Origin of the sequence: Microbacterium sp. NPDC089189 (assembly GCF_040685095.1) — a bacterium.
Classification (GTDB): Bacteria; Actinomycetota; Actinomycetes; order Actinomycetales; family Microbacteriaceae; genus Microbacterium.
On the sequence record NZ_JBFBHG010000015.1, the window covers coordinates 1 to 26,236 of the forward strand.

Genomic DNA, 26,236 nt, shown 5'->3' on the forward strand with positions numbered 1-26,236 from the left:
CTACAGAAAATTGAAACACATCGGTCGTTTGGCGGGCAACAAATCAAATACCGTCACCTGTCAGCCACCGCGGGGGTCAGCGCGGGAGGGGGACCTCGATGAGCTGGCGGCCGCCGACGGGCGAAGTCAGGGCCTGATCGAGCGCCGAGCGGGTCGTGACGCGCTGGTACTCCCAGCCGTAGGCGAGCGCGAGCTGCTCGAGGCGCACCGACTGCGGCGTGTAGAGCATCCGGTCCATGTCGGCGGCTTCGGCGACCGCGGCCACCTCGAGCCCGTCGAAGATCGTGCCGCCGCCGTCGTTGCCGACGACGACCTGGATGCGGGGTTCGTGCTCGATCGCGGGCAGCAGCAGCGCCCCCACGTCGTGGAGCAGCGTCAGATCGCCCAGGATGACGCGGGTCACGCCGGGCCGTCCTTCGCCCTGGCTGGCGATCGCGATGCCCATGGCCGTCGCGATCGTGCCGTCGATGCCGGCGAGACCCCGGTTGGCGTGCACGGGCACCTTCTTGCCGCCGAGCACCTGATCGGCCACACGCACCAGGCGCGACGATCCGAACATCAGTCGATCGTGCGGCCACGTCGCCCGCCACACGGCATCCACGAGCGCCGCACGATCGAGCGGGCGCCGCATCACGTCGAGTTCGGCCGAGATCGCGCCGAGCCGCTCGGCGGGCACCGCCGAGGCCAGGCCGTCGGCGTCCGGCGCCGGTGGAGAGAGGTCGACGGATGCGGCGCGGGCCGCCTGCATCCACGCGCCCAGCCATTCTCGGTCGGCCGGGCCGTCGGCGACCGCCACGTCATCGACCGCGGAGGTCGAACCGTTGAGGTTCAACGGTTCGCCCGGTCCACGCACCGCGAGCACCTCGACGTCGTCGCGGCTCAGCAGCGCCGTGACCTCGCGGCTCAGCGTCGGGTGTCCGAACACGACGGCCCGCTCGATGCGGCCGCCCAGACCCCGGTCGGCGAGCAGACCGCGGTACCCGTGCACGAGGTACCGGCCGAAGCGCGCCCCGCTCACGATCTCGGCGATCAGCGGCCACCCGCCCTCGTGCGCGAGACGCTCGGCATCCGGGCCGCCGTCGGCTCCCGCGATCACGACGGTGCGGGGTCCGCGCTCGAGCAGCATCGGCTCGGGTGCGCACTCGGCCGGCACATCGGATCCCCCGATGCCGCCGCCGCCCTGGTACAGCGCCCCTGAGGCGAGCTCGGCGTCGTCCGCGGCGGCGGCGTCGTCCGACTCGCTCGCATCGAGCTCGTCGGCTCCGCCGTCGATCTCCTCGGTCACGGCATCGACGAACCAGGCCGGCAGCGCGCCCGCCAGCGGCTCGCGGAAGGGGAGGTTCAAGTGCACGGGCCCGGCGGAGCGGGTGCCCGCACCGAGCGCCGCGTCCACCGCGTCGTCGGCGAGGCGTCGGAAGATGATCGACTGCTCGCCGTCGCCGTCGTCGAGCGCGTCGGGCACCGGGGCGTCCGCCTCGAGGCGCGCCGCCGCGGCGAACAGCCCCGGCTGCCGCGTGGTCTGGTTGGCGCCGACGCCGCGCAGCTCGGGCGGCCTGTCGCCGGTCACGAGGATCATCGGCACGCCGGCGTGGTGGGCCTCGAGGGCCGCGGGCAGCAGGTTGGCGACGGCCGTGCCCGAGGTGCAGATGACGACGGCCGGCGCCCCGGTCTCGCGCCCGATGCCCAACGCGGTGAAGCCGGCGACCCGCTCGTCGATCCGCACGTGCACGCGCACGAGCCCGCGCCGTTCGAGGTCGGCGGCGGCGAGGGCGAGCGCCTGGGAGCGCGAACCGGGGCTGACGACGATGTGGGCGACGCCGCGCCGCACCAGGCGCTGCAGCAGTGCCGCGGCCGCATCCGTCGCCGGTGCGCGACCCGCGGTGTCGTTCCCGCTCATATCAGCGCGAATCGTCCTCGTCATCGGGCTGCTGCGGTGTCGCACGACCCGAGGGGGTCTCGCCCGGAACGTCGGGGATGCTGTCGGGCTCGGCCTCGGCGTCGAGCTGCGCGAGCTCCTCTTCGAGGCGGCGGATGCGCTCGTCCTGGTCGCTGATCGATCCGATCGTGCGCAGGAACTCGGGGTCGTCGTCAGGGGCGCGTCGCGCCGCGATCGCCCGCTTGCCGATGCGACCGGCGGTGAACCAGAGGATGCCGCCCACGACCGGCAGCAGCACGACGATCAGCACCCATGCACCCTTGCTGACGCCGCGGTGCCGTGTCGACGGCTGCATCGCGCAGTCGACGATGCTGTAGACCCAGAAGACCACGGCCACGAGCGCCAGAATGAGCAGGAGCCGGACCATGCCCCCATCCTAGGCTGCGCAGCCTGGACTCGGCCCGGGAGCCGCGGCGGGCGCGCGACGTAGGATGAGGGGGTGAAGGCTCGACCCGCGATCGTCTACTCGGTGCTGCGCATCCTGGCGTTCATCATCCCGTTCGCCGTGCTCATGCTGTTCCCGATCTTCCGGGAGCTCTACTGGCTCGCCGCGATCTTCGCGGCGCTCATCGGGCTCAGCCTCTCGATCCTCTTCCTGCGTCGGCCGCTGGCCGAGGCGACCGCCAGTCTCGGCGCGCCGCGCAGCCCCCGCCGTCCCGCGGGCGCGGAGGACGCGGATGCCGAGGATGCCGCGCTGGACGCCCCCGCCGGCGAGCGCGACACCACCTCCTGACGGCCTCGCGCCGGGCGTTCAGCCCACGAAGGCCCAGAAGAGCAGGCCCGCGTAGGCGAGCGAGCCGAGCGAGGTGAGGCTCAGCGCGACGATGAGCTCCTTCGGTCGCTGGAAGGTCCACACGATGAGCGCGGCCGGCAGCACGAGCAGCAGCACCATGAGCGTCAGCCAGGCAATCGGGTAGAACACCGCCAGGAACACGCCGATGCCGATGGGCGCGAGCACGAAGAGCGTGAACACGACCTGCGTGGCCCGCTTGCCGATGAGCACGCTGAGTGTGCGCTTGCCCGCTTCTCTGTCCTGCTCGATGTCGCGCAGGTTGTTGGCGAGCAGCACGGCGCAGGCGAACAGCCCCGCCGCCACCGCGCCGAACCAGGCCTCCTGCGGGATGGCCTGCACCTGCACCCACGTGGTGCCGAGCGTCGCGACGAGCCCGAAGAAGATGAAGACGAACAGCTCACCGAGCGCGTTGTACCCGTACGGGCGCTTGCCGCCGGTGTAGAACCAGGCGCCGATGATGCACACCGCGCCGACGGCGAGGAACCACCACTGCTGGGTGCGGATGGTCACCGCGAGCCCCGACAGCGCGGCGAGCGCGAAGAAGGTGAGGGTGACGATCAGCACCGTGCGCGGCTTCGCCTTGCCGCCGCCGGTGAGCCGGGCCGGGCCGACGCGCACGTCGTCGGTCCCCCGCACCCCGTCGCTGTAGTCGTTGGCGTAGTTGACGCCGATCTGCAGCAGCACGGCGACCGCGAGGCACCCGAGCGCGAGGAGCCAGTGGAACTCGTTGTCGACCAGGCGGGCCGCGCCCGTACCGATCAGCACCGGCGAGACGGCCAGCGGGAGCGTCCGCAGTCGCGCCCCGCCGATCCAGTCGCGCGCGGTCGCCTTGGGACGCACGCGAGGGTCGCCCGACTCGTGCACCCGCTGCGGGTTGCCGTGCGAACGGGGGCGCTTCGCGCCGGCGCCGCGGCGCTTCTTCGTCTTACCTGCCACGAGGAGACATCCTATTCCCCCGCCCTCTCCCCCATCCCTCGGGCTCGGATGCGGGTGCCACCGCGGTCAGGAGAGCCGGCGGCGGAGGGCCACGCGGTCGGGCTTGCCGCTGGCGAGCACCGGCAGTGCGTCGACGACCTCGATGCGCTGCGGTCGGGCGGGGGCGCCGACGTCCCGGCCGACGGCCGCCCGCACCTCGGCCAGGCGGTCGGCCGCGGCATCCCCGTGCGGACCGTCGCCACGGGGCACGACGACGACCGACGCCTCACCCCACCGCTCATCGTCCACGCCGATCACGACGGCCCCGGAGAGCCCCGGGAGGGCGCGGACTGCGCGCTCCACGCGGTCGAGCGACACGTTGATGCCGCCCGAGATGATCACGTTGTCGATGCGACCGGTGACCTGCAGCAGCCCGTCGGCGAAGACACCGGCGTCGCCGGTGCGATACCAGCGCATCCCGTCGTCGCGCACGAACGCCGCCGCCGTGCGCTCCGCGTCGCCGAGGTAGCCGTCGGCGAGCGTCGGCCCCGCGAGACGGATCTCGCCGTCGACGACCGCGACGCGCACCCCCTCGAGCGGCCGACCGTCGTAGACGCATCCCCCGCTCGTCTCGCTCGCCCCGTAGGTGCGGATGATGCGGGCACCCTGCTCGGTCGCGCGCGCCGAGACGGCGTCGGGCAACGCCTGGCCGCCGACGAGGATCGCGTCGTAGGCGGCGAGCGCCGCGCGCACCCGCGGGTCGTCACCCGCCTCGATCAACCGCGTCAGCTGCGTCGGCACGAGCGAGGTGAGCAGCCGCTGCCCACCCGCACGCTCGGTCAGCGCCCGGGTCGCGGCGACGAACGCCTCGGCCGTGAAGTGGCCCTCGATGACGGCGGGCAGGTGCCCCGCGCGCACCGAGCGCACGATCACCTGCAGGCCCGCCACATACGTGGGCGGCAGCGCCAGCAGCCAGGCACCCTCGCCGATGCGCTGCGCCGTCGCGCGGGCGCTGGCGAGCAGCGCGACGCGGCTGAGCGCCACGTTCTTCGGGTACCCCGTCGAGCCGGATGTGGTGACCACCGCCGCGGTGCCCGCGGGCACCGCCACGTCGTCCCCGCCGCCGAGATGCACCGCCGGCCCCGAGCCGTCGAGGACGGCACGGACCGCATCCATCACGTCGACGGCACCCGCCCCGCGCGGGGCGCGCGCCGTGAGGTAGCCGCTCACAGCGACATTAGTACTGCCACGGATAGGGCGCCCAGTCGGGATCGCGCTTCTCGAGGAACGCGTCGCGCCCCTCGACCGCCTCATCGGTGCCGTAGGCGAGCCGCGTGGCCTCGCCCGCGAACACCTGCTGGCCGACCAGGCCGTCATCCACCGCGTTGAACGCGAACTTCAGCATCCGGATGGCGGTGGGCGACTTGCCGAGGATGGTACGGGCCATGGCGATCGCCTCGCGTTCGAGGTCGGCATGCGGCACCACGCGGTTGACCGCGCCCATCTCGTACGCGCGCTGGGCGGAGTACTCCTCGGCGAGGAAGAACACCTCGCGGGCCACCTTCTGCCCCACCTGCCGGGCCATGTACGCCGAGCCGTACCCCGCGTCGAACGATCCCACATCCGCGTCGGTCTGCTTGAAGCGGCCGTGCTCGGCCGAGGCGATCGACAGGTCGGCGACGATGTGCAGCGAGTGCCCGCCCCCGGCAGCCCATCCCGGGATGACCGCGATGACGACCTTGGGCATGAAGCGGATGAGGCGCTGCACCTCGAGGATGTGCAGGCGACCGGCGCGCGCCGGGTCCTGCACCGTGGTCTCCTCGTCCGAGTACTTGTAGCCGTCGCGCCCGCGGATGCGCTGGTCGCCGCCGGAGCAGAACGCCCAGCCGCCGTCCTTCGGGCTCGGGCCGTTGCCGGTGAGCAGCACGACGCCGATGCGCGGGTTCTGGCGGGCGGCGTCGAGCGCGCGGTACAACTCGTCCACCGTGTGCGGGCGGAAGGCGTTGCGCACCTCGGGCCGGTCGAACGCGATGCGGGCGATGCGTCCGTCGCGTGAGACGTGGGAGGTGATGTCGGTGAAGCCCTCGGCACCCGACGCGAGCTCCCACTCGGCCTCGTCGAACAGCTCCGAGACGCTCACGCCGCGGTGCCGTTCTTGGCGTCGCGCCACCGCAGCCACTGGCGCACGATGTCGGCGTCGTAGTCGGGGCCGTTGATGCCGAGGGTGAACAGACGCGCGCCTGCGTCGAACATCGCATCGGCCAGCGCCTCGTCGCGGTCCTTGAGCTCGTTCGACACGATCAGACCCGACACGTCGCGGCCCTCCGTCTCGGCCCACGTCTCGATGACGCCGAGCTTGCGCGCCATCTCGTCGGGCGAGACGAAGCTGTGCCAGATGTCGGCGTACCGCGCCACGAGGCGGAGCGTCTTCTTCTCGCCCTGGCCGCCGATGAGGATGGGGATGCGGCGGGTCGGCGCCGGGTTGAGCGCGTCCCAGCGGGCGGTGACGCGCGCGAGCCCGTCGCCGAGGTCGTTCAGACGCGACCCCGCCGTGCCGAACTCGTAGCCGTACTCGTCGTAGTCGCGCTCGAACCAGCCCGAGCCGGTGCCGAACACGAACCGTCCCTCGCCGCCCTTGGCGCTGATGTGGTCGATCGTCCGCGCCATGTCGGCCTGCAGGTCGGGGTTGCGGTAGCTGTTGCAGTTGACGAGCGTGCCGAACTCGACCCGCTCGGTCTGCTCGGCCCACGCGGCGAGCATCGTCCACGCCTCGAAGTGCGCGCCGTCCGGGTCGCCGTAGAGCGGGAAGAAGTGGTCCCAGTTGAAGAGGATGTCCACGCCCATGTCCTCGAAGCGGAGGACGGCGTCGCGGATGTCCGCGTACGTGGCGTGCTGCGGCTGGATCTGGATCCCGAGACGGACCGGAGTGTCAAGAAGAGGCATGCCGCCAGCCTAGGACCCTCCCGCCCCGGGGGAGCTGCATCCACGGCGCAGAGGGGTGCGCACCGACGGAGGCGGGGGCAGGATGGGGATGTGATCCCGTCCTTCAGCGAACTGCGCCGCGGCGCGCACGTCGTCTCCCTTCCGATGCGCACCCGGTTCCGGGGCCTCGAGACCCGCGAAGCGCTGCTGTTCGAAGGGCCGGAGGGATGGGCCGAGTTCTCGCCGTTCGCCGAGTACGACGACGCCGAGGCGGCCGCCTGGCTCGCCGCGGCGGTGGACTTCGCCTGGCGACCGCAGCCCGAGCCGGTGCGCGACCGCATCCCGGTGAACGCCACGATCCCGGCGGTGGATGCGGCCGAGGTGCCGCGCGTCCTCGGCCACTTCGACGGATGCCGCACGGCGAAGGTCAAGGTCGCCGAACGCGGGCAGACGCTCGCCGACGACCTGGCGCGGGTCGCCGCGGTGCGCGACGCGATGGGGGCGGCCGGCCGCATCCGCGTCGACGCGAACGGCGCGTGGAACGTGGACGAGGCGGAGCGCGCGCTGCGGGCGCTCGCGGTGTTCGACCTGGAGTACGCGGAGCAGCCGTGCGCCACGGTGGCCGAGCTGTCGGAGCTGCGCACGCGGGTGCACCGCACCGACATCCTGATCGCGGCCGATGAGAGCGTGCGCCGTGCCGACGATCCGCTCCTCGTCGCGCGCGAGGGCGCCGCCGACCTTCTCGTCGTGAAGGCGGCGCCGTTGGGCGGAGTGCGCCGGGCGCTCGGGATCGTGGCGGAGGCGGGGCTTCAGCGTTCGTGTCGAGCGCGCTCGACACCTCCGTCGGGCTCGGCATGGGGCTCGCGCTCGCGGCCGCGCTGCCGGACCTGTCGTTCGACTGCGGTCTGGGCACGTCGTCGCTGCTGGCCGAGGACGTCACCGACGAGCCGTTGCGCGCGGTCGACGGTGCGATCGAGGTGCGGCGGGCGACCCCATCCCCCGATCGCCTGCGCCGGCTCGCTGCCCCCGCCGAGCGGCGCGGCTGGTGGCTCGCCCGCCTCGAGCGCTGCCACGCCCTCCTCGCCCCCTGACGATCGCTGGACCGCCGAGACAGCACTTTCGCGCCGAGACGGTGGGTTTAACCCGCGGTCTCGGCGCGAAAGTGCTGTCTCGCGGGTCGGGGTCGGGGTCGGGGGGGCTAGTTGAGGCCGCTGTAGACGTGGAGGCCCTTGAAGAACATGTTCACGATGGTGAAGTTGAACATCACGGCGGCGAAACCGATGATCGAGAGCCACGCCGAACGGGTGCCGCGCCATCCGCGGGTCGCGCGGGCGTGGATGTACCCGGCGTAGAGCACCCAGATCACGAAGGTCCAGACTTCCTTCGTGTCGAAGCCCCAGTACCGGCCCCACGCGTCGTTGGCCCAGATGGCGCCGGCGATGAGCGTGAAGGTCCAGAAGATGAAGCCGATGATCGCGAAGCGGTAGGCGAGCGACTCGAGGTTGTCGGCGCTCGGCACCAGGCGCAGGAATCCGGGCCCGGTCTTCGCGCCCGCCTCGGCGGTCTCGGCCTTGCGCTCACGGCGAGCCTGCAGCAGCTGCAGCACCGACAACGCGAACGCGAGCGCGAACAGCGCGGTCGCCAGCGACGCGACGAACACGTGGATGACCAGCCAGATGCTCTTCAGCGGATCCGACAGCGGCGTGACCTCGACGTAGAGCTGGCCGACCAGCGTGCCGCCCAGCAGCAGCACGACGAGTCCGGAGATGAACGCGCCGAGGAAGCGGAGGTCGTACCGGAACAGCACGCCCAGGTACACCGCGATGATCAGCAGCGTCCCGGTCATCGCGAACTCGTACATGTTGGACCACGGCACCCGCTCGGCCGCGATGCCGCGGGTGACGGTCGCCCCCAGGTGGAACAGGAAGCCGAGCCAGATGAGCGACGTGCCGATGCGCGCCCAGAGCGGGCGGGAACGGTCGCGTCCGCGAGCGGCGAGGGATGCGGCCGCCGCCGATTCGCTCGCGCGCACCTCGGCGATCGTCTCGCCGCCGGCGGCGACGAGCTGACGCTCGCGCACCGCGGAGTCCTGCGCGTCGACGGCCTGCGCCGACCGCCGCGCGAGGTCGATCGCGTACGCGATGAACGCGAGCGCGTAGATGACGACGGCGGTCCAGACGAGGAGAACCGAGACGTCGTCGAGCGAGAGCTGGTCGGTCATGGCGTCAGTCTACTTTCGGGGACGAGCGGGGCGGCCGGTCGGCGGATGCGGCCGGGTCGGTGTCTTCGGATGCGGCCGGGGCGGGTTCCGCGGAGCGGGCTGCTCCGTCCCGGGCGGCACCGGCGACGGCGCCGCCATCCGGGCCGTCGCCCGCGGATGCGGCCGGGGCGGCGATGTCGGCGGCCAGCGCGGCCTCCACGCTCTCGCGGTGGCGGTCGGCGAACTGCGCGACGGCGACGGCCAGTTGCGGGTCCTCGCCGCGGGCGAGTCCCGCGTACTCGATGCGCAGGGTCTTCCCGACGGGGGTGACCTTGACCCACATGCGCCGACGCGGCACGAACAGCGCCAGCAGCAGGCCGAGCAGCGCCAGGACCGCGAAGAGGAGCACCCACGGGGCACCGACGTCGTGGTGGATCGACAGCGACACGTAGCGCTTCACGGACTCGTCGTAGTCGGCGGTCGGCGACAGCGACTGCAGCGTGCCGTCGGTGACCTCCACCGTGTCGGGGGCGTTGGCGTTCTCGAAGGTGATCGTGCCGAGGCCGTCGGGCAGCGCCGTGGTCTGCCCGGGCAGCAGCTCGATCGAGGGGGTGTCGGTGTCGCGCCCGGCGAGCTTGGTCATGCCCTCCGGGTCGAGCGTGTAGACCGAGCGGGGCGTGCCGTCGTCGATGCCGAGATCACCCGAGTACACGTCGAGCGAGAGCACGGGGAACACCAGCGCCGGGTAGACCGAGGTCTTCGCCCCCGTCTCCAGCTCCTGCATCGTCGGGTAGAAGAAGCCCACCAGGCCGACCTGCTCGGGCAGGCCGTCGGCGATCTTGACGACGCCGAGCGAGGTCATGTTGTTGTCCTGCGGTAGGAACGGCACCGCATCCCGGAAGACGACCTGGCCCTCGGCGTCGCGCACCGTGATGGTCGGCGCGTAGCCGTTGCCCATCAGGTAGACGCGGTCGCCGGCGATGTCGAGCGGGTGATTGACCCGCACCTCGCCGGTCTGCTCGTCCTCGCCCGGCTGCTGCGTGGTCACGTGGGCGACGAAATCGCCGGCCTGACCGGATGCGGCGGTGCCGGCGGGCTGGTAGGTGAGGTCGAAGCGGTCGAGCGTGATCGTGTACGGCGAGAGCACGTCGGCGTTCACGAAACGGCCGGGGTTGAACGAGGAGTAGTCGGTCAGGGCGTTGACGAAGCTCGTGTCCTGGACGATCGCCCGCTGGCCGGTGTAGGTGAGCGCCCCGCCCACGCCGACGCCGATCAGCACACCGACCAGGGCGATGTGGAAGAGCAGGTTGCCGGTCTCGCGCAGGTAGCCGCGCTCGGCCGAGACCGAGAGCGACCCGCGCGCGTCGTAGCGTTCGACGCGGTACCGGGCGCCGCGCAGCTGCTGCTGAGCGAGGTCGACGACCCGCTGGGCGGCCGCCTCCACATCCGCGTCGGCCGACAGCTGCAGCTCGGTCGTGCGGTGGTCGTCGAGCCGGGACAGCCGCGCGGGCGTGCGCGGCGGGCGGGCCCGGAGCGCCTTGGCGTGATGCTTCATCCGCGGGATGACGCAGCCGATCAGCGAGAGGAACAGCAGCAGGTAGATGGCGGAGAACCATGCCGACGTGTACACGTCGAACAGCTGGATCTGGTCGAGGATCGGGTACAGATCCGGGTTGTCGGCGCGGAACTGGGTGACGCCGTTCGGGTCGGCGGAACGCTGCGGGAAGATCGACCCGGGAACGGCGGCGATGGCCAGCAGCAGCAGCAGCACGAGCGCGGTGCGCATGCTCGTGAGCTGACGCCATCCCCAGCGCAGCCACTCGATCGGTCCCAGACGCGGCGCGGTGACCGAACCGTCGGCGTTCGCGGACGGCGCGGCGTGACCGTCGACGTGGTCGGAGGGCCGCAGCGGCTCGGATCCGTCGTCGTCCGGTCGGTCAGAGCGGGAGCGGGACATTCAGGAACACCCCCTGGAGGTGGGACATGAGGGCTCCCCAGACGCCGGTGACCATGGCGAGGCCGAGGGCGATGAGAAGGATGCCGCCGATGATGTTGACGGCGCGGATGTGGCGGCGCAGGAACGCGACCGACCGCGAGGCCCAGCCGAAGCCGGCGGCGATCAAGAGGAACGGGATGCCGAGGCCGAGCGAGTAGGCGAGACCCAGCACGGCGGCGCGGCCCGGGTCGCCCATGTTCCACGAGACGGCGATGATCGCGCCGAGCGTGGGGCCGATGCACGGCGCCCAGCCGATGCCCATGGCGAGTCCGAGCAGCGGCGCACCCACGAGTCCGACGTTGCCGCGCACCTGCGGCTTGAGGGTGCGCTGGGCGAATCCGAAGAGGCCGAGGAACACGAAGCCCAGGAGGATCACGACGACGCCCATGACCCGGGTGATCAGGTCGGCGTACTCGAGGAAGAAGCGCCCGAGGGTCCCGCCGAGCACGGTGACCGCCATGAACACGACGGTGAATCCCGAGATGAACAGCAGTACGCCCAGCAGCAGCCGCCCGCGGCCCTTGTTCCCGGCGGAGGTGCCGGCCGCTCCCCCGATGAACCCGAGGTATCCGGGCACGAGCGGCAGGACGCAGGGCGAGAGGAACGACACGAGTCCCGCCGCGAGGGCGAGGGGGACGGCCAGCCAGAGCGCGCCTTCGGCGACGACGCCCGTCACGAGGATTCCGCGAGCGTGTCGCGTACGAGGGTGGAGAGGATGGAGGCGTCCGCCAGCTCGCCCACCACGCGGGCGGCGACGCGGCCCTGGGTGTCGAGGACGAGGGTCGTCGGGGTGGCGCTGAGCGGGGTGGCGTTCGCGAAGGCGAGCTTGAGCTTGCTGTCGTCGACGGCGAGCATGCTCGGGTAGCTGACGCCGTTGTCGCGGGCGAAGGCCTGCGCCGTCGCCGCCTGGTCGTAGGTGTTGATGCCGACGAACGACACCGGCTGGCCCTCGAACGACTGGTACGACTCCTCGAGGCGCGGCGCCTCCACGATGCACGGACCGCACGCGGCGTACCAGAAGTTCACGACCAGCACCTGGTCGGTGAAGTCCTCGTTGGTCAGTGTCTCGCCGTCCTCGGTGACGCCCGTGAACACGACGGGCTCCGACCGTTCGTCGGCGGGGTACTCGACCACCTGGAGCCCGTCCGCTCCGATGTAGCCCTTGTTCGAGCCCTCGCGGTACTGGTCGGCCAGCGTGTCGTTCGTGCACGCGGCCAGCGTCGCCGCCAGCACCACCGCCAGCAGGGCGGATGCGGCACGTGCTGGACGGAATCTCATACTGCTCCCACGTCGATCGCGCCGGCGGATGCGGCCGGCTCCGCATAGGCGACCTCGCGCCAGGCGCCGGGTCCGCCCTCGAAGCTGGTGACGCTCGAGAGCGCGCACCGGCGGGTGCGCGGGTCGTGCTTGAGGGGGGCGCCGGCGATCGCGAGGTGCGTGATCCAGATCGGCAGCTGGTGGCTGACGATGACGACGTCGCCCGCGGGCACCGCATCCCACAGTCGTCCCATCGCCGCCTGCATACGGGCGACGACGTCACGGTAGGGCTCGCCCCAGCTGGGCTGCGCGGGGCGCACCAGGTGCCGCCAGTTGAGCGGGTTCATGAGGGCCCGGCGCATCTGCTTGCCCTCGAAGACGTTCCACGGCTCGATCACGTCGGGGTCGATGACCGGGTCGAGCCCGAACAGCTCGGTGAAGGGCTCCGCCGACTCCTGCGTGCGCTGCAGCGGCGAGCAGACGAGTCCCGTCACGGGACGCTCGAGCCCGTGCACGTACTCCGCGGCCTGGCGCGTCATCCGTCGACCATCGGCGCTCAACCGGAAGTCCGGGAGCCGTCCGTAGAGCACGCGGGAGGGGTTGTGGACCTCTCCGTGGCGCACGAGATGAAGGCGTTCGGCGGGCACGCCGCAATTCTACGTCGGCGGGTTCTCTGGATTGGCTGAACGTCGGGCCGCACCGGGTGCTCGACTCAGTCGGTGGCCGCGGTGTTCGAGCGTCGGCGCTGGCGCAGCAGCGACCGCGTGCGCAGGTACACGAACGTCGCCACACCGATCACGACGGCCACGATCACGATCACCTGGAACACCTCGGCGTACTCCTCGACGATGTGCCACGACTCGCCCAGGAAGAACCCGGCGAGCACGAAGATCGCGTTCCAGATGAGGCTGCCCGCGGCGGTCAGCAGCGTGAACTTCCAGACGGGCATGCGGGTGACACCGGCCGGGATGGAGATGAGACTGCGGAACAGCGGCACCATCCGCCCGAAGAAGACGGCCTTGCCGCCGTGTCGCGTGAACCAGGCGACCGTGCGGTCGATGTCCTCGGGATGCAGCAGCGGCACCTTGACCGCGATGCGCCGAAGGCGATCGACGCCCAGCCAGCGACCGAGCCCGTAGAGGATGAGCGCGCCCACGAGGGACCCCGCCGTCGTCCACAGCAGCGCCTCGGCGAGCGTGAACGTGCCGAGGCTGGCCGCGATGCCCGCGAGCGGCAGGATCGCCTCGCTGGGCAGCGGCGGGAAGAGGTTCTCCAGCGCGATCGCGATGCCCGCCCCGGCCGGGCCGATGAGCTCCATCAGCTCGACGAGATACTCCATGATCCTGGTGAGCCAGGACTCGGATGGCGTGGCGGACGTGGAGGCGATCGCGGTCATCGGGGTCCTCAGGGGGTCTCGGTGATCGTCGCGCCCGACCGGACGCCGTTCCACGCTAGGGCGTGAAGGTGAACCGCGCCTGGGAGCGGGTCAGGTGGCGGCCCACACCACGGCGGCGCCGATCCACCACAGCCCGGCGACGAACGCCATGCCCACCAGAGGGACCCAGAACGCCCGGCGTCGCACCACCAGCCGCACGATCGCGACGAACACGGCGACGGCGGCGACCAGCCACGGCGCGGTGAGGGCGATCCAGACGCCGACCACGAGCAGTCCCTCGCGGCAGATGCGACCGTCGGCACCGCAGGCGTCCGAACCGAGCCCCAGCGCGAACCCGAGCAGGGATGCCCCGCCCGCGACCGCGAGAAGCACGACCAGCAGGACGATCGTCAGGGCGATGTCCCATCCCTTGCGCCGCCGTTCGACGGTCGGGCGCGCGGGGCGGTCCGGCCGCGGCGCCGCCGGGCGGGGCCGGCGCGCCTCGGGAGCACGGGGCGGGGAGGGGCGCTCCGCGGCCGGCGGGGCGACGCCGTCGGACGCGACGCGGAAGGCTTCCGGCGGCATCCGATAGACCTCGGGATCGCCGTCGGGACGCTCGCTGCTCACGCGCCCATCGTACGGGCGCGCGGGCACCCCCGTAGACTGGCTTCTCGTGAACGAACGCGTCCTCGTCAACCAGCTGAAGTCCCTCCCCGCGGGCACCGTCTCCGTGTCCGGATGGGTCGAGACCGTCCGTGACCAGAAGAAGGTGCAGTTCATCATCCTCCGCGATGAAACCGGGGCGGTGCAGCTGGTCAATCCGGCCACCCGCGAGCTCGGTGACGACCAGACGCCGGAGCAGTCGGCGGCGCTCGGGCTGACCGAGACCATCTCGGCGCTCGCGACCGGCACCTTCCTCACCGTCACCGGCGAGCTGAAGCACGACGAGCGCGTGAAGCTCGGCGGGGTCGAGGTCAAGATCGCCGCTCTGGATGTGGCCGCCGCCGCCAACCCCGAGACGCCCATCGCGGCGGACTCCAGCGTCGACAAGCGCATGGACTGGCGCTTCCTCGACCTGCGTCAGCGCCGCAACAACCTGATCTTCCGCGTGCAGACGACCTTCGAGCACGCCCTCCGCACCTACTGGATCGAGCGCGACTACATCGAGGTGCACTCGCCGAAGCTGATGGCGAGCCCGTCGGAGTCCAACGCCGAGCTCTTCGAGGTCCCCTACTTCGAGGACAAGACGGCGTACCTCGCGCAGTCGCCGCAGTTTTTCAAGCAGATGGCGCAGTCCGCCGGCTTCGGCAAGATCTTCGAGATCGCTCCCGCCTTCCGCGCCGACCCGTCGTTCACGAGCCGACACGCGACCGAGTTCACCTCGATCGACGCCGAGATCAGCTGGATCGACTCCCACGAGGACGTCGCGCGCATGCAGGAGGAGATCCTGCAGTTCGCCTTCCAGGCCGTCAAGGACAAGCACGGCGACGAGATCGCGGAGCTCTTCGACGTCGAGGTGCAGGTTCCGGCCATCCCGTTCCCGCGCATCCCGCTCGCCGAGGCGCTCGAGATCGTCAAGTCCCGCGGCTACGAGGTGCCGCGCACCGACGGCGACCTCGACCCCGAGGGCGAGCGTCAGATCGCGGCGTACGTCGAGGAGACCTACGGCCACCAGTTCGTGTTCATCACGGACTACCACCCGTCGATCCGGGCGTTCTACCACATGCGCGACGAGGAGACCGGGCTCACCAAGAGCTACGACCTGCTCTTCCGCGGCGTCGAGATCACGACCGGCGCGCAGCGCGAGCACCGCGTCGACGTGCTGATCGAGCAGGCGAAGGAGAAGGGGCTCGACCCCGAGCACCTCGACTTCTACCTCGACTTCTTCCGCTTCGGCGCGCCGCCGCACGGCGGCTTCGGCATGGGGCTCGCGCGCGTGCTCATGCTGCTGCTGGGCGAGTCGTCGATCCGCGAGGTGACCTTCCTCTTCCGCGGCCCCACCCGGCTCGCGCCGTAATCGCGGGCCCCGGTACGCTGACCCCGTGACGACACGGGGGAAGATCGACGTACCGGGGACCTACAACTTCCGCGATCTGGGCGGCCTGCCGCTCACCGCGGGCGGCGAGACGGCGGCGGGGGTGCTGTACCGCTCGGATGCCCTTCACGCGCTGACGCCCGAGGGAGAGGCGATCTTCGCCGATCTGCCCATCGGGGTGGTCGTGGACTTCCGCACGGCGGCCGAGCGCGACACCGCACGCGACCGCCTGCCGCACGGCCGGCACATCGCCGACCTCCACCTGCCGCTGCTCGAGGGCGCCATGTCGCACCTGGTCGAGGAGGCGCTGAAGGCTCGCGTCCTCGGCGATCACACGGCCGCCGGGCGCGCCGCCGAAGCGGCGATGGCGAACCTCCCAACGCTCGGCGAGCTGTACGTCTCGATGCTCGAGCACGGGGCGGCGTCGTTCGCCCGCGTCGCGCGCCTGGTCGTCTCCGGGGCGGAGGATGCCGCATCCCCCGGCGCGGGAGCGGATGCGGTGCTCTTCCACTGCACGGCGGGCAAGGACCGCACGGGCGTCTGCGCGGCCGTGCTGTTGGATGCCGTGGGCGTCGAGCGCTCCGCCATCGTCGCCGACTACGCCTCGTCGGAGGAGAATCTGCGCGGGCCGTGGCTGGCCCGCATGACGGGGATGGTGCAGGGTCTCGGCGTCGAGGTGACCCCCGGCCTCGCCGAGCTCATCGGCGGCACCCCGCCCGCCGCCATCGAACAGGCGCTCGCCTGGCTCGACGACCGCGGCGGCTCGGCCGCCTACCTCGCCTCGGGCGGGTTCGGCGACCTCGAGCTGGCGGCGCTCCGGGCGCGTCTGACCGCCTGAGACGATGCCCGTCGCGCGGCGTTCCGCCGGCGGCATCCCGAGTGCTCACCGGTCGCTCACCGGCTGTTCACCCGACCCGAGAACGTCGGCCACCCGGCGCATCTAGCGTCCTCTCGTCCCGATACTCCACGGCACGCCCGCGTGCCCGGATGCATCGACTCACCCGAGAGGAACACGCATGACCATCGTTTCCCCGCGCCGCGGCCGCATGGCCGCGGGCATCGCCCTGGCCGCCATCGCCGCCGTCACGCTCGCCGGCTGCTCCGGTGCCGCCGAGGCCACCCCCGAGGGTGGCACCGACGCAGCGACCGCCACGAGCGTCGCCGACTTCGGCACCTTCGCCGACCTGGAGGCCGCCGCGAAGGCCGAGGGCAAGCTCAACGTCATCGCCCTGCCGCGTGACTGGGCGAACTACGGCGAGATCCTCGACCTGTTCGCCGAGCGCTACCCCGAGATCTCGATCGAGGAGCAGTCCCCCGACATCTCGAGCGCCGAGGAGATCCAGGCCGCCGAGACCAACAAGGGCCTCGACACCGCGCCCGACGTGTTCGACCTGGGCCTGACCGTCGCCCTGCAGAACACCGAGTCGTTCGCGCCGTACAAGGTCGAGACCTGGGACGACATCCCCGACGCGCTCAAGGAGGCCACGGGCCTGTACGTCGGCGACTACGGCGGATACATGTCGGTCGGATTCGACAGCTCGCGCTTCGACGCCCCCACCACGCTCGACGACCTCCTGGGCGATCAGTACCGCGGCGCGGTGGCCATCAACGGCGACCCGACGCAGGCCGGTGCCGCCTTCGCCGCGGTGGGTCTGGCCACGGTGCAGTCGGGCGGCACGCTCGACGACTTCCAGCCCGGCATCGACTTCTTCTCGGAGCTGAACGCCGCGGGCAACATGCTCAAGCTCGACGTGACCAGCGCCACCGTCGCGACCGGCGAGACGCCCGTCGTCTTCGACTGGGACTACCTGAACGCCTCGCACACCGAGTCGAACCCCAACTGGGAGGTCGTGGTGTTCCCCGGCACGGGCTACGCCGGCTACTACAACCAGGCCATCAACATCGACGCCCCGCACCCCGCGGCGGCACGTCTGTGGCAGGAGTTCCTCTACAGCGACGAGGTGCAGAACCTGTGGCTGAAGGGCGGGGCGCGTCCCGCCCGCATGGACGCGATGCTCGAGGCCGGCACGCTCGACGAGGCCCTCGCCGCCGCGCTCCCCGCATCGCCGGAGGAGACGGTCGTGCCCACCGAGGCGCAGAGCACGGCCGCGGGCACCCTCCTCGGTGCCGGCTGGGCCGCGGCGGTCCAGTGACCCAGACGGTCCTCACCGGTCCCGACCAGGACCACGTGGCGCGCCCCGTCGTGTCGGAGCCTTCGGCTCCGGCGCGGCGGGGCGTCGCCCGTGTCGACTGGTCCTGGGCGGGTCTGCTCCCCTTCGGCGTCTACGTCGTCCTGTTCCTGGTGCTGCCGACGGTCCTCGCGCTCGGCTCGGGACTCTTCGACGGCGACCTCACGTTCGACAACATCGCAGCGCTCGGCGACCCGGTGATCCTCGCGACGTTCTGGAACTCCACCTGGGTGTCCGTGGTCACCGCGGCGCTCGGCGCCGTGGTCGGCGCCTTCGTCTGCTACGCGATGCTCGGGCTGCCCGAGACCGGATTCGTGCGCACCACGGTCGACGCCGCATCCGGCGTGCTCGCACAGTTCGGCGGCGTCATGCTGGCGTTCACGATCGTCGCCGCCATCGGCACGCAGGGGGTCGTGACCCTCTTCCTCAAGAACGCGCTGGGGTTCGACCCCTACGCCGACGGCGCGTGGATCTACTCACTGCCCGGCCTCATCCCCGCCTACTTCCTGTTCCAGGTCCCCCTCATGGTCATCACCTTCATGCCCGCCCTCGCGGCCCTCAAGCCCCAGTGGGCCGAAGCCCACCTCACGCTGGGCGGCACGCGCATGAACTTCTGGCGGCACGTCGGGTTCCCCGTGCTCGCCCCGTCGTTCCTCGCGAGCCTCCTGCTGCTGTTCGCCAACGCGTTCTCCTCGTACGCGACGGCGGCCGCCCTCGCCAGCCAGGGCTCGCAGATCGTGCCCCTCCAGATCCGTACGGCGCTGACGAGCGAGACGCTGCTCGGTCGCGAGAACCTGGCCGGCGCGCTGGCTTTCGGGATGATCGTCGTGGTCGCCGTCGTGATGTGGGTCTACGCGCTCATCCAGAAGCGGGCTGCGCGGTGGCAGGCATGAACGGCCTCGCCCCCTCCCCCGTCGTCCGCTGGGTCATCGGGATCCTCGTCGGCCTGCTGTTCGCGATCCCGTTCGGCGCCACCCTGATCTTCACCCTCTCGACGCCCGCGGGATCCGAGGGATACACGTTCGATCGCTGGGTCGCGCTCTTCGACCCCGCGAACGCCGCGAAGTACGCCCCCATCTGGACGGGTCTCGGCAACTCGCTCGCGCTCGCGGCGGTCACGGTGGCGCTCGTGCTGCTCCTGTTCACCCCCACGATGGTGCTCGTGGCGCTGAAGTTCCCGAGGCTGCGCCGCGGCTTCGAGTTCCTGGCCCTGCTGCCGATCTCCATCCCGGCCATCGTGCTGGTGGTCGGCCTCGCTCCGATCTACCTGCAGATCGGGCGCACATTCGGGACCGGCGCCTGGACGCTCGCGTTCGCGTACGGCATCCTCGTGCTGCCCTTCACGTACCGCTCGATCCAGGCGTCGATCGACGCGATCGATCTGAAGACCCTCTCCGAGGCGGCGCGCACGCTCGGCGCCGGATGGTTCACGGTCCTGCTGCGGGTGATCGTGCCGAACCTCCGACAGGGACTGCTCGCGGGCGCCCTGATCTCGGTCGCCGTGGTGCTGGGCGAGTTCACGATCGCGTCGCTCCTGAACCGCCAGGTGCTGCAGACGGCTCTCGTCGTGATCAACCGTCAGGACGCGTATGCGGCCGCCATCTTCACCCTGCTCGCGCTCGCCTTCGCGTTCGTGCTGCTGCTCATCATCGGCCGCGCGGGACGCGTCGGCGCCGGAAGGAAGACCTCATGACCACCGCCGACACCCCGCTGCGCACGCTGCCGCAGACCTCCGACAACCTCCTGCTCGCCGAGGCGGGCTCCGGCACGCGCGTCGAGTTCCGCGGCGTCGTGAAGGACTACGGCACCACCCGCGTCCTCCACGGCGTCGACCTCGACGTCGCCCCCGGGGAGTTCGTCTCGCTGCTGGGGCCGTCCGGATGCGGCAAGACCACCGCCCTCCGCGTGCTCGCGGGCCTCGAGCGCTCCACCGGCGGTCAGGTGCTGCTGGGCGGGAGCGACGTCTCGCGCGTGCCGACCAACAAGCGCGACATCGGGATGGTGTTCCAGTCGTACTCGCTCTTCCCGCACCTGCGGGTCCTCGAGAACACGGCGTTCGGGCTGCGCCGCCGAGGCGTCGGCAAGGCCGAGGCGGCGCGACGCGCGGGCGACGCCCTCGAGCTCGTCGGGCTCGGGCACCTCGCCGACCGGTTCCCGCATCAGCTCTCCGGCGGTCAGCAGCAGCGCGTCGCCCTCGCACGCGCCCTGGTGACCGAGCCCCGCGTGCTGCTGCTCGACGAGCCGCTCTCCGCGCTCGACGCGAAGGTGCGCGTGCAGCTGCGCGACGAGATCCGCCGCATCCAGCTCCGCCTGGGCATCACCACCGTCTTCGTCACCCACGACCAGGAGGAGGCCCTGGCCGTCTCCGACCGGATCGCGGTGATGGACGCCGGACGCATCGAGCAGATCGGCTCACCCGAGGAGCTGTACCTGCGTCCCGCCTCCGCCACCGTCGCGGCCTTCGTGGGCGTGTCGAGCATCGTCCGCGGCACCGTCTCGGGCGACGCGGTCGAGGTCTGGGGGCACCGCCTGCCGCTGCAGGGGCCCGCCGAGACCGGTGAGGTCGAGGTGTTCATCCGACCCGAGAACGTGCGGCTCGTCGCGGCCGATCAGCCGGGCGTGGACGCCGTCGTGCAGGAGAGCACCTTCCTCGGGAGCTTCCGCCGCTCGGTCGTCCGCACCGCCGACGGCACCCTGCTGAACGTGCAGCACGGCGCCGGCGAACGCGTCGAGTACGGCGACGCCGTGCGTCTCGTATTGGATGCGGAACCGGTCAGCACGCGCCCTCTGAGCTGACCCGAGGCGGCAACGTACCCCGCCCCCGCGCACGTGTCGACCCGGCACGCACGCGGGGGCGGGGCCGTTAGCGTGGGGAGCCCGACCCGAGGAGGCCCATGCTCGACCCCTGGTTGCAGTTCGCGATCACGCTGGCGATCGCCATCGTCGCCGCGGTCGCCGTCACCGTCGTCGTGATGCTCGCGACCCGGCTCGCCGCGCGCCGGAAGGCCTGGCCGCGAGATCTCGTGCGCCGGGCGCGCCGCCCGTTCCGCGCGCTGGTGCTCGTCGTCGCCCTCTGGTCGGCCGTCACCCTCGCCTTCCCCGACCGGGACGCCATGCCGGTGTTCGACCAGGTGTTCCGGATCCTGCTGATCCTGGCCGCGGCCTGGCTCCTCGGGGCGCTGGTCACCTTCCTGACGGATCTCACGCTCGGTCGCTACCGGATCGACGTGCCCGACAACCGCGTGGCGCGCCGCATCCGCACGCAGACGCTGATCGTCCGCAGGCTGGCGATCGCCCTCATCGTGATCATCGCGCTCGGCGCCATCCTGCTCACCTTCCCGGCCGTGCAGACCATCGGCGCCAGCGTCCTGGCCTCCGCCGGTGTCGCCTCGATCGTCGCGGGCCTCGCCGCGCAGTCGGTTCTCGCAAACATCTTCGCCGGCGTGCAGCTGGCCTTCAGCGATGCACTGCGGGTCGACGACGTCGTCGTGGTCGAGGGCGAGTGGGGCCGGGTGGGCGAGATCACCCTGAGCTACGTCGTGCTCGACCTGTGGGACGACCGTCGTCTCGTGCTGCCGTGCACGTACTTCACGACGACGCCGTTCCAGAACTGGACGCGACAGGGTTCGGAGCTGCTGGGATCGGTGGAGCTCGACCTCGACTGGCGGGTGTCACCCGGCCGCATGCGCGAGCACCTCGAGGAGGTGCTCGCCGGCACCGATCTCTGGGACGGCCGCGCGAGCGTCCTGCAGGTGACCGAGGCTACGGGCGGGCTCGTGCGCGTCCGCATCCTGGTCACGGCACGAGACGCGCCGACCCTCTTCGACCTGCGCTGCCTCGTCCGCGAGGCGATGGTGTCGTGGGTGCAGTCGGCGATGCCCTCGGCGCTCCCCGTGCAGCGCCTTCTCATGACGGACGCCGAGCCGCGCACCGTGCACGAGCCGACCCCCACCGACGCGGTGGGCCTGTTCACCGGCAGCGCAGAGGCCGAGGCCCGCGCCAGCACGTTCACGCAGGCGATCCCCGTCATCTCAGCGGATGACGCGGCGGAGGGTCAGAGCTCGAAGTCGACGGCGGAGCGGCTCGACACGACCGAGCGCACGTAACCGACGATCGCCTGGTGCGCGGGATGCGTCTGGTAGGCGTCGAGGGCATCCGCGTCGGCGAAGTCGGCCACCAGCGCGAGGTCCCAGTTGCCGCCGCCCACGACGTCGGCGCCGACCGAGAGGGTCTGAATCGTCGGCACGACCCCGACGAGGCCCCGTAGCTCACGGGTGATCCGCGCGGCCTGCTCAGCGCGTTCCTCGGCGGATTCGGACGCCAGCTTCCACGTGACGATGTGGCGGAGGGTCATCGCAGGGCTCCTCGGGTACGGGCGTCGGTGGATTCGAGCACCGCGGTGCGCAGGCGGTCGGGATTCACACGCCAGTGCGCATGCGGCTCGCCGTCGATGAGGATGACCGGGATCTTCTCCCACCACGCCGCATGGAGCGCCGGATCATCGTGGATCGACTTCTCGTCGACGGTCACGGTGTCGGCGATGGCCTCGGGAAGATCGGCCAGCACGTGCTCGATGACGCCGCGAGCGACATCGCACAGGTGGCAGCCGTCTTTGCCGATGAGCGTGAGGGTGGTCACATTCTCATCCTAGGCACGGCCTCCGACACCGAGGGCGAGCATGACGGAGGGTCCGGCGCCCGGTGGGCGTCAGCGCTCGAGGGGGAAGCCGGCCTCGGCCCACGCCCCGGTGCCGCCGTCGACGTTCGTGGCGTCGTGGCCCCGCGCCTCGAGCGCCTGCACGACGCGCGCCGAGCGACCGCCGACCTGGCAGATCACATCGAACGGTCCCTCGGGGAGGGTGTCGAGCTGCTCGCCGATCGTCGACATCGGGAGGTTCACGGCGCCGGGGACGTGCCCCGCGGCGAACTCCTCGACCTCGCGGACGTCGATGAGGGGGACGTCCTGACGCTCTCGCAACTGCTGCACGCTGATCGACTTCATGCGTCCAGGCTAGACCGCCCACAGACACGAAGCGCCCGTCCTTCAGGACAGGCGCTTGGTGTCGATGCCGCGTTTACTTCTTGTTGCGGCGCTGGTGGCGAGTCTTACGAAGCAGCTTGCGGTGCTTCTTCTTCGCCATGCGCTTGCGGCGCTTCTTGATGACAGAACCCACGGAAAACCTCACAGATCAGCGGTCTGGGTACAGGGTCGCCTGCGCCCGGGAACGAGGCATCGAAAAAAATGCCTCGGATAAGTCTAGCCGACGTCGGCTGCGGGCCGCTGCACAGCTTCTGTGACGGCCGATTCGAGCACCCGATAGCTGCGCCCGAACCTCACCGCAGGCAGTTCGCCGGAGTGGACGAGACGGTAGACCGTCATCTTCGACACACGCATGATCTGCGCCACCTCGGCAACCGTCAGAAACGTCACGTCCGGCAGTTCGGCCATGTCCCACCTCCCCCGCGCCCCCCTGGGCTGAGCACACTCTAGGGTGTGGGAGCGACGCGTGTAAACCGCTGTGACGGATGTGATCGGCCCGCGCGACACAGACGGGGCGCATAGCGCGCTCAGGGCTCCGACCTCGGCGGGGCGCTCACGCTGGGGTCATGAGCAGCGATCAGCCCCAGACCCCGCCCACGACGACCGGCGCCGCCCCCGCCGTGCCCCTGACCGCCCCCTCGTCCGCGCCCGCGCCGGCAGCCGCCGCCGCCCCGCGGCGCCGACGCCCGCTCGTCATCGGCGGCGTCGCCGCCGGGGTCGTCCTGGTCCTGGGGCTCACATTCGGCGGCGGTGTCGCCACCGGCTGGGCGGTGTCGTCGTCGCAGGGACCCGCCGGCTTCACGCCCGGCGAGATGCCCGGTGGCGGACCGCAGATGGGGCAGGGCGGCGTCCGCCCCGACCAGGGAACACTCCCGACGCGCCCCGACGATCAGTCGGACGACTCCGGGTCGACCGACGACGACTCGTGACGGGAGGTCAGCGTCCGCGCTTGCCGAACGCGGCGGCGACGGCGCGGTTGACGGAGGCGGCCGCGCGACCGACGACATCGGCCGCGTGCGCCGCGGGCTCGGGCAGAGCGCTCACGAAGGCCGCCTCGGCATCCTGATCCTCGGTGAGGAACGGCATGAGCCAGGCGTCGACGTCGTCGAGCGGCGCGCGCGACAGGCTGTAGTAGCGGTGCTGGCCCTCCTCGCGCACCGAGACGAGCTCCGCCTCCCGGAGCACCTTGAGGTGCTTCGACACGGTGGGCTGGCTGACACCGAGCTCGTGCACGATGTGCGACACGCTCGTGCCGTCCTCGCCCTCGACGGAACGGTCGAGGAGGAGACGCAGGATGTCGCGTCGTGTCGCGTCCGCGATCACACCGAAGATGTCCGCCATGCGCTTTAGGTTAGTCGGGCGCCGGGCGGAGTACCATGACACGCGTTCCGGTCGCAGACCTCCCGCCTGACCGAAAGGTGCTCGGATGACGTCCGACTCCGCGAGGTCCGCCTCGCGGCGCCGTCTCAGCGCATCCCTCCAGCGCGGACGCGATGCGCTGCGCACGTTCACCACGTCGTCGCCCGCCCGGTTCGCGGTGCTCGTGTTCTCGAGTCTCATCCTCGTGTTCACGGCGCTCCTCTCCCTGCCGGCGGCCGCGGCGGACGGGCGGGCCACGCCCCTCGCCGACGCCCTCTTCACCGCGGTGTCGACCATTTGCGTGACCGGCCTGTCGACGGTGAACATGGGCGCGCACTGGTCGCCGCTGGGCCAGGTGATCATCTACATCGGCGTCAACGTCGGCGCGCTGGGTGTGCTGACGCTGGCCTCGATCCTGGGCCTGGTCATCTCGAAGCGTCTGGGCCTGCGGGCCAAGCTCATCGCCGCCGGCGACACCAACCCGCTGCGCATCCACGGCGGCCCCGTCAACGAGGGGCAGACCGTCCGTCTCGGCGAGGTCGGTCAGCTGCTGCGGACGGTCGCCCTCTCGACCCTCGTCATCGAAGCGGGCCTGGCGATCCTGCTCTACCCGTCGCTGCTGGTCGGCGGCGTGCCGCCCCTCACCGCACTGTGGGAGGCGCCGTACTTCGCCGCCATGGCGTTCACGAACACCGGCTTCACGCCGAACGCCGACGGGCTGGCCCCCTTCGCCACCGACTACCTGTTCATGAGCGTGCTGATGGTGGGCGTGTTCCTGGGGTCGATCGGCTTCCCCGTCATCTTCACCCTCTGGCGTCACCAGTGGCACGTGCGCCGCTGGTCGCTGCACACCAAGCTCACCCTCATCACCACCGTCATCCTCTTCTTCGCGGGCGCGGTCGTCTTCGTCACCCTCGAGTACGGCAACCCGAAGACCTTCGGCGGGATGGATGCGTGGGACACCACGTTCCAGTCGCTGTTCCTGTCGGCGATGACGCGCTCGGGCGGCTTCTCGGTGATCGACATCGGCGATCTGCACGGATCGTCGCTCCTGGTCGGCGCCATGCTGATGTTCGTCGGCGGCGGCTCCGCATCCACCGCCGGCGGCATCAAGGTGACGACGCTCGCGGTGCTGGCCCTCGCGGTCTGGTCGGAGGCCAAGGGGCGCCCGTCGGTGCAGGCGTTCGGCCGCCGCATCCCGAGCGACGTGCAGCGGGTGGCGCTCTCGGTCGTCGCGTGGGGTGCCACCATCGTCGCGATCTCGACGATCACGATCGCCCAGATCACCAAGGCGCCCGTCGACGAGGTGCTGTTCGAGGTCGTGTCGGGGTTCGCCACGGTGGGCCTGTCGACGGGCCTCACGACCGAGCTTCCCGACAGCGCGGTGTACGTCCTCGCGGTGACGATGTTCATGGGGCGCGTTGGTACAGTGACTCTCGCCGCGGCCGTCGCCGCATCGTCCCGATCGCAGCTGTACTCATTGCCGGTGGAAAGGCCGATCGTTGGTTGAGAAACTCCGTTCCGACGCTCCCGTGCTCGTGATCGGCCTGGGCCGTTTCGGCGCCGCCTGCGCCGGCGAGCTCGACCGCCTCGACCGCGAGGTGCTCGCGATCGACGACAACCTCGAGCTCGTGCAGAAGTGGTCGGAGCGCGTCACGCACGCGGTGCAGGCCGATGCCCGCGCCATCGAGGCGCTGACGCAGATCGGCGCCCAGGACTTCCAGGTGGCCGTCGTCGCCGTCGGCTCCTCGATCGAGGCCTCGGTGCTCATCACCGCCAACCTCGTCGACCTCAAGGTGCCGCAGATCTGGGCCAAAGCGGTGTCGCAGTCGCACGGCAAGATCCTGGCCCGCGTCGGCGCGAACCACGTGATCTACCCGGAGCGCGAGGCGGGCGAGCGCGTCGCGCACCTGGTCAGCGGGCGCATGCTCGACTTCATCCGGTTCGACGACGACTTCGTGCTGGCCAAGATGTATCCGCCCCGCTTCATCCGCGGCGTCGGGCTCAACGAGTCGGGCGTCCGCACCCGGTACAACGTCACCGTCGTGGGCGTGAAGAGCCCCGGCCGACCCTTCCGCTACGCCGAGGCCAACACCGTGGTCACCAACCACGACCTCATCATCGTCTCGGGCACCAACAGCGACATCGAACGCTTCGCCTCGCTCGACCGCTGAGCCCGCCGTCGGCCCGGCCCGCCGCCGCTTCTCGGAGAGACGCGC

At 71.2% G+C, this 26,236-nt stretch carries 30 protein-coding genes and 1 pseudogene; 12 read left to right on the forward strand and 19 right to left on the reverse strand.

The window, feature by feature from the left end; all coding sequences use genetic code 11:
• Nucleotides 1-76 precede the first annotated feature (76 nt).
• Nucleotides 77-1,897: a 2-succinyl-5-enolpyruvyl-6-hydroxy-3-cyclohexene-1-carboxylic-acid synthase gene (gene menD / locus AB0N73_RS09960; RefSeq protein ID WP_363562933.1), complete on the reverse strand. Its 1,821-nt coding sequence runs from the start codon at nt 1,895-1,897 to the stop codon at nt 77-79.
• 1 nt (nt 1,898) lies between these two features.
• On the reverse strand, nt 1,899-2,303 hold the full coding sequence (locus tag AB0N73_RS09965) for a PLDc N-terminal domain-containing protein (protein WP_363562935.1): 405 nt from the start codon (nt 2,301-2,303) through the stop codon (nt 1,899-1,901).
• A gap of 72 nt (nt 2,304-2,375) precedes the next feature.
• On the opposite strand from AB0N73_RS09965, the gene AB0N73_RS09970 reads away from it, so the two are divergent.
• Nucleotides 2,376-2,669: a DUF4229 domain-containing protein gene (locus AB0N73_RS09970; protein WP_363562937.1), complete on the forward strand. Its 294-nt coding sequence runs from the start codon at nt 2,376-2,378 to the stop codon at nt 2,667-2,669.
• Nucleotides 2,670-2,687: 18 nt separating this feature from the next.
• Here the strand turns inward: AB0N73_RS09970 and AB0N73_RS09975 are convergent, their stop codons facing one another.
• The 4 genes from AB0N73_RS09975 to AB0N73_RS09990 form a co-directional block, all read right to left on the reverse strand.
• Nucleotides 2,688-3,665 carry a 1,4-dihydroxy-2-naphthoate polyprenyltransferase gene (locus AB0N73_RS09975; RefSeq protein WP_363562939.1) on the reverse strand — a complete coding sequence of 326 codons (978 nt, stop codon included), beginning with the start codon at nt 3,663-3,665 and terminating at the stop codon, nt 2,688-2,690.
• 66 nt (nt 3,666-3,731) lie between these two features.
• On the reverse strand, nt 3,732-4,820 hold the full coding sequence (locus AB0N73_RS09980; protein WP_363563117.1) for an AMP-binding protein: 1,089 nt from the start codon (nt 4,818-4,820) through the stop codon (nt 3,732-3,734).
• Between the two features lie 61 nt (nt 4,821-4,881).
• Nucleotides 4,882-5,784 carry a 1,4-dihydroxy-2-naphthoyl-CoA synthase gene (locus AB0N73_RS09985; protein ID WP_363562941.1) on the reverse strand — a complete coding sequence of 301 codons (903 nt, stop codon included), beginning with the start codon at nt 5,782-5,784 and terminating at the stop codon, nt 4,882-4,884.
• Complete coding sequence (locus AB0N73_RS09990) at nt 5,781-6,587, reverse strand: LLM class F420-dependent oxidoreductase (protein ID WP_363562943.1); 807 nt, start codon at nt 6,585-6,587, stop codon at nt 5,781-5,783. Before AB0N73_RS09990 ends, AB0N73_RS09985 begins: the two co-directional genes overlap by 4 nt.
• 144 nt (nt 6,588-6,731) lie before the next feature.
• Between AB0N73_RS09990 and AB0N73_RS09995 the strand changes: the two are divergent.
• Nucleotides 6,732-7,657, forward strand: a pseudogene (locus AB0N73_RS09995) (o-succinylbenzoate synthase).
• Between the two features lie 107 nt (nt 7,658-7,764).
• Here AB0N73_RS09995 and ccsB read toward each other — a convergent pair.
• The 7 genes from ccsB to AB0N73_RS10030 form a co-directional block, all read right to left on the reverse strand.
• Nucleotides 7,765-8,787 (reverse strand): c-type cytochrome biogenesis protein CcsB, encoded by a 1,023-nt coding sequence (gene ccsB / locus AB0N73_RS10000; RefSeq protein WP_363562945.1) that lies wholly within the window; start codon nt 8,785-8,787, stop codon nt 7,765-7,767.
• A gap of 4 nt (nt 8,788-8,791) precedes the next feature.
• Nucleotides 8,792-10,723 (reverse strand): cytochrome c biogenesis protein ResB, encoded by a 1,932-nt coding sequence (locus AB0N73_RS10005; RefSeq protein WP_363562947.1) that lies wholly within the window; start codon nt 10,721-10,723, stop codon nt 8,792-8,794.
• Nucleotides 10,704-11,438: a cytochrome c biogenesis protein CcdA gene (locus AB0N73_RS10010; RefSeq protein ID WP_363562949.1), complete on the reverse strand. Its 735-nt coding sequence runs from the start codon at nt 11,436-11,438 to the stop codon at nt 10,704-10,706. The genes AB0N73_RS10005 and AB0N73_RS10010 overlap by 20 nt, the downstream gene beginning before the upstream one ends.
• The gene (locus tag AB0N73_RS10015) at nt 11,435-12,040 is read right to left on the reverse strand and encodes a TlpA disulfide reductase family protein (RefSeq protein ID WP_363562951.1); all 606 of its coding nucleotides are present in this window, start codon (nt 12,038-12,040) and stop codon (nt 11,435-11,437) included. Before AB0N73_RS10015 ends, AB0N73_RS10010 begins: the two co-directional genes overlap by 4 nt.
• On the reverse strand, nt 12,037-12,666 hold the full coding sequence (locus AB0N73_RS10020) for a histidine phosphatase family protein (protein ID WP_363562953.1): 630 nt from the start codon (nt 12,664-12,666) through the stop codon (nt 12,037-12,039). The genes AB0N73_RS10015 and AB0N73_RS10020 overlap by 4 nt, the downstream gene beginning before the upstream one ends.
• A 65-nt stretch (nt 12,667-12,731) precedes the next feature.
• Nucleotides 12,732-13,415 (reverse strand): DedA family protein, encoded by a 684-nt coding sequence (locus AB0N73_RS10025; RefSeq protein WP_363562955.1) that lies wholly within the window; start codon nt 13,413-13,415, stop codon nt 12,732-12,734.
• A 90-nt stretch (nt 13,416-13,505) separates the two neighbouring features.
• Nucleotides 13,506-14,021, reverse strand: a complete 516-nt coding sequence (locus tag AB0N73_RS10030; protein ID WP_363562957.1) for a hypothetical protein — start codon at nt 14,019-14,021, stop codon at nt 13,506-13,508.
• A 46-nt stretch (nt 14,022-14,067) separates the two neighbouring features.
• Here AB0N73_RS10030 and aspS point away from each other — a divergent pair, with 46 nt between their 5' ends.
• The 7 genes from aspS (at nt 14,068) to AB0N73_RS10065 (ending at nt 21,724) form a co-directional block, all read left to right on the forward strand.
• Nucleotides 14,068-15,411, forward strand: a complete 1,344-nt coding sequence (gene aspS / locus AB0N73_RS10035) for an aspartate--tRNA(Asn) ligase (RefSeq protein ID WP_363562959.1) — start codon at nt 14,068-14,070, stop codon at nt 15,409-15,411.
• 25 nt (nt 15,412-15,436) lie between these two features.
• On the forward strand, nt 15,437-16,267 hold the full coding sequence (locus AB0N73_RS10040; protein ID WP_363562961.1) for a tyrosine-protein phosphatase: 831 nt from the start codon (nt 15,437-15,439) through the stop codon (nt 16,265-16,267).
• A gap of 178 nt (nt 16,268-16,445) precedes the next feature.
• Complete coding sequence (locus AB0N73_RS10045; RefSeq protein ID WP_363562963.1) at nt 16,446-17,582, forward strand: extracellular solute-binding protein; 1,137 nt, start codon at nt 16,446-16,448, stop codon at nt 17,580-17,582.
• A 50-nt stretch (nt 17,583-17,632) separates the two neighbouring features.
• A complete protein-coding gene (locus tag AB0N73_RS10050) occupies nt 17,633-18,511 on the forward strand; it encodes an ABC transporter permease subunit (RefSeq protein ID WP_363563119.1) in 879 nt (292 codons plus the stop codon).
• Entirely contained in the window at nt 18,508-19,311 is an 804-nt protein-coding gene (locus AB0N73_RS10055) for an ABC transporter permease subunit (protein WP_363562965.1), read from the forward strand. The genes AB0N73_RS10050 and AB0N73_RS10055 overlap by 4 nt, the downstream gene beginning before the upstream one ends.
• Nucleotides 19,308-20,414: an ABC transporter ATP-binding protein gene (locus AB0N73_RS10060; RefSeq protein WP_363562967.1), complete on the forward strand. Its 1,107-nt coding sequence runs from the start codon at nt 19,308-19,310 to the stop codon at nt 20,412-20,414. The genes AB0N73_RS10055 and AB0N73_RS10060 overlap by 4 nt, the downstream gene beginning before the upstream one ends.
• Before the next feature lie 98 nt (nt 20,415-20,512).
• Entirely contained in the window at nt 20,513-21,724 is a 1,212-nt protein-coding gene (locus AB0N73_RS10065) for a mechanosensitive ion channel domain-containing protein (RefSeq protein WP_363562969.1), read from the forward strand.
• Here the strand turns inward: AB0N73_RS10065 and AB0N73_RS10070 are convergent.
• The 5 genes from AB0N73_RS10070 to AB0N73_RS10090 all read right to left on the reverse strand — a co-directional run bounded on the left by AB0N73_RS10070 (nt 21,673) and on the right by AB0N73_RS10090 (nt 23,066).
• Entirely contained in the window at nt 21,673-21,972 is a 300-nt protein-coding gene (locus AB0N73_RS10070; protein ID WP_363562971.1) for a Dabb family protein, read from the reverse strand. The genes AB0N73_RS10065 and AB0N73_RS10070 overlap by 52 nt on opposite strands.
• Nucleotides 21,969-22,256 (reverse strand): glutaredoxin family protein, encoded by a 288-nt coding sequence (locus AB0N73_RS10075; protein WP_363562973.1) that lies wholly within the window; start codon nt 22,254-22,256, stop codon nt 21,969-21,971. Before AB0N73_RS10075 ends, AB0N73_RS10070 begins: the two co-directional genes overlap by 4 nt.
• A gap of 69 nt (nt 22,257-22,325) precedes the next feature.
• Nucleotides 22,326-22,619: a rhodanese-like domain-containing protein gene (locus AB0N73_RS10080; protein WP_363562975.1), complete on the reverse strand. Its 294-nt coding sequence runs from the start codon at nt 22,617-22,619 to the stop codon at nt 22,326-22,328.
• Between the two features lie 73 nt (nt 22,620-22,692).
• Nucleotides 22,693-22,791, reverse strand: a complete 99-nt coding sequence (locus AB0N73_RS10085) for an AURKAIP1/COX24 domain-containing protein (protein ID WP_003792170.1) — start codon at nt 22,789-22,791, stop codon at nt 22,693-22,695.
• Nucleotides 22,792-22,874: 83 nt separating this feature from the next.
• Nucleotides 22,875-23,066 (reverse strand): helix-turn-helix domain-containing protein, encoded by a 192-nt coding sequence (locus tag AB0N73_RS10090; RefSeq protein ID WP_363562977.1) that lies wholly within the window; start codon nt 23,064-23,066, stop codon nt 22,875-22,877.
• Nucleotides 23,067-23,224: 158 nt separating this feature from the next.
• Here AB0N73_RS10090 and AB0N73_RS10095 point away from each other — a divergent pair, with 158 nt between their 5' ends.
• On the forward strand, nt 23,225-23,587 hold the full coding sequence (locus AB0N73_RS10095; protein ID WP_363562979.1) for a hypothetical protein: 363 nt from the start codon (nt 23,225-23,227) through the stop codon (nt 23,585-23,587).
• Between the two features lie 7 nt (nt 23,588-23,594).
• Here AB0N73_RS10095 and AB0N73_RS10100 read toward each other — a convergent pair whose 3' ends face one another.
• Nucleotides 23,595-23,999, reverse strand: coding sequence for a metalloregulator ArsR/SmtB family transcription factor (locus tag AB0N73_RS10100; protein ID WP_363562981.1), 405 nt, complete (start codon nt 23,997-23,999; stop codon nt 23,595-23,597).
• An 85-nt stretch (nt 24,000-24,084) separates the two neighbouring features.
• Here AB0N73_RS10100 and AB0N73_RS10105 point away from each other — a divergent pair, with 85 nt between their 5' ends.
• Together AB0N73_RS10105 and AB0N73_RS10110 are read left to right on the forward strand one after the other, a co-directional pair.
• Complete coding sequence (locus tag AB0N73_RS10105) at nt 24,085-25,527, forward strand: potassium transporter TrkG (protein ID WP_363562983.1); 1,443 nt, start codon at nt 24,085-24,087, stop codon at nt 25,525-25,527.
• Entirely contained in the window at nt 25,520-26,191 is a 672-nt protein-coding gene (locus AB0N73_RS10110) for a TrkA family potassium uptake protein (protein ID WP_363562985.1), read from the forward strand. The genes AB0N73_RS10105 and AB0N73_RS10110 overlap by 8 nt, the downstream gene beginning before the upstream one ends.
• Nucleotides 26,192-26,236: the final 45 nt, after the last annotated feature.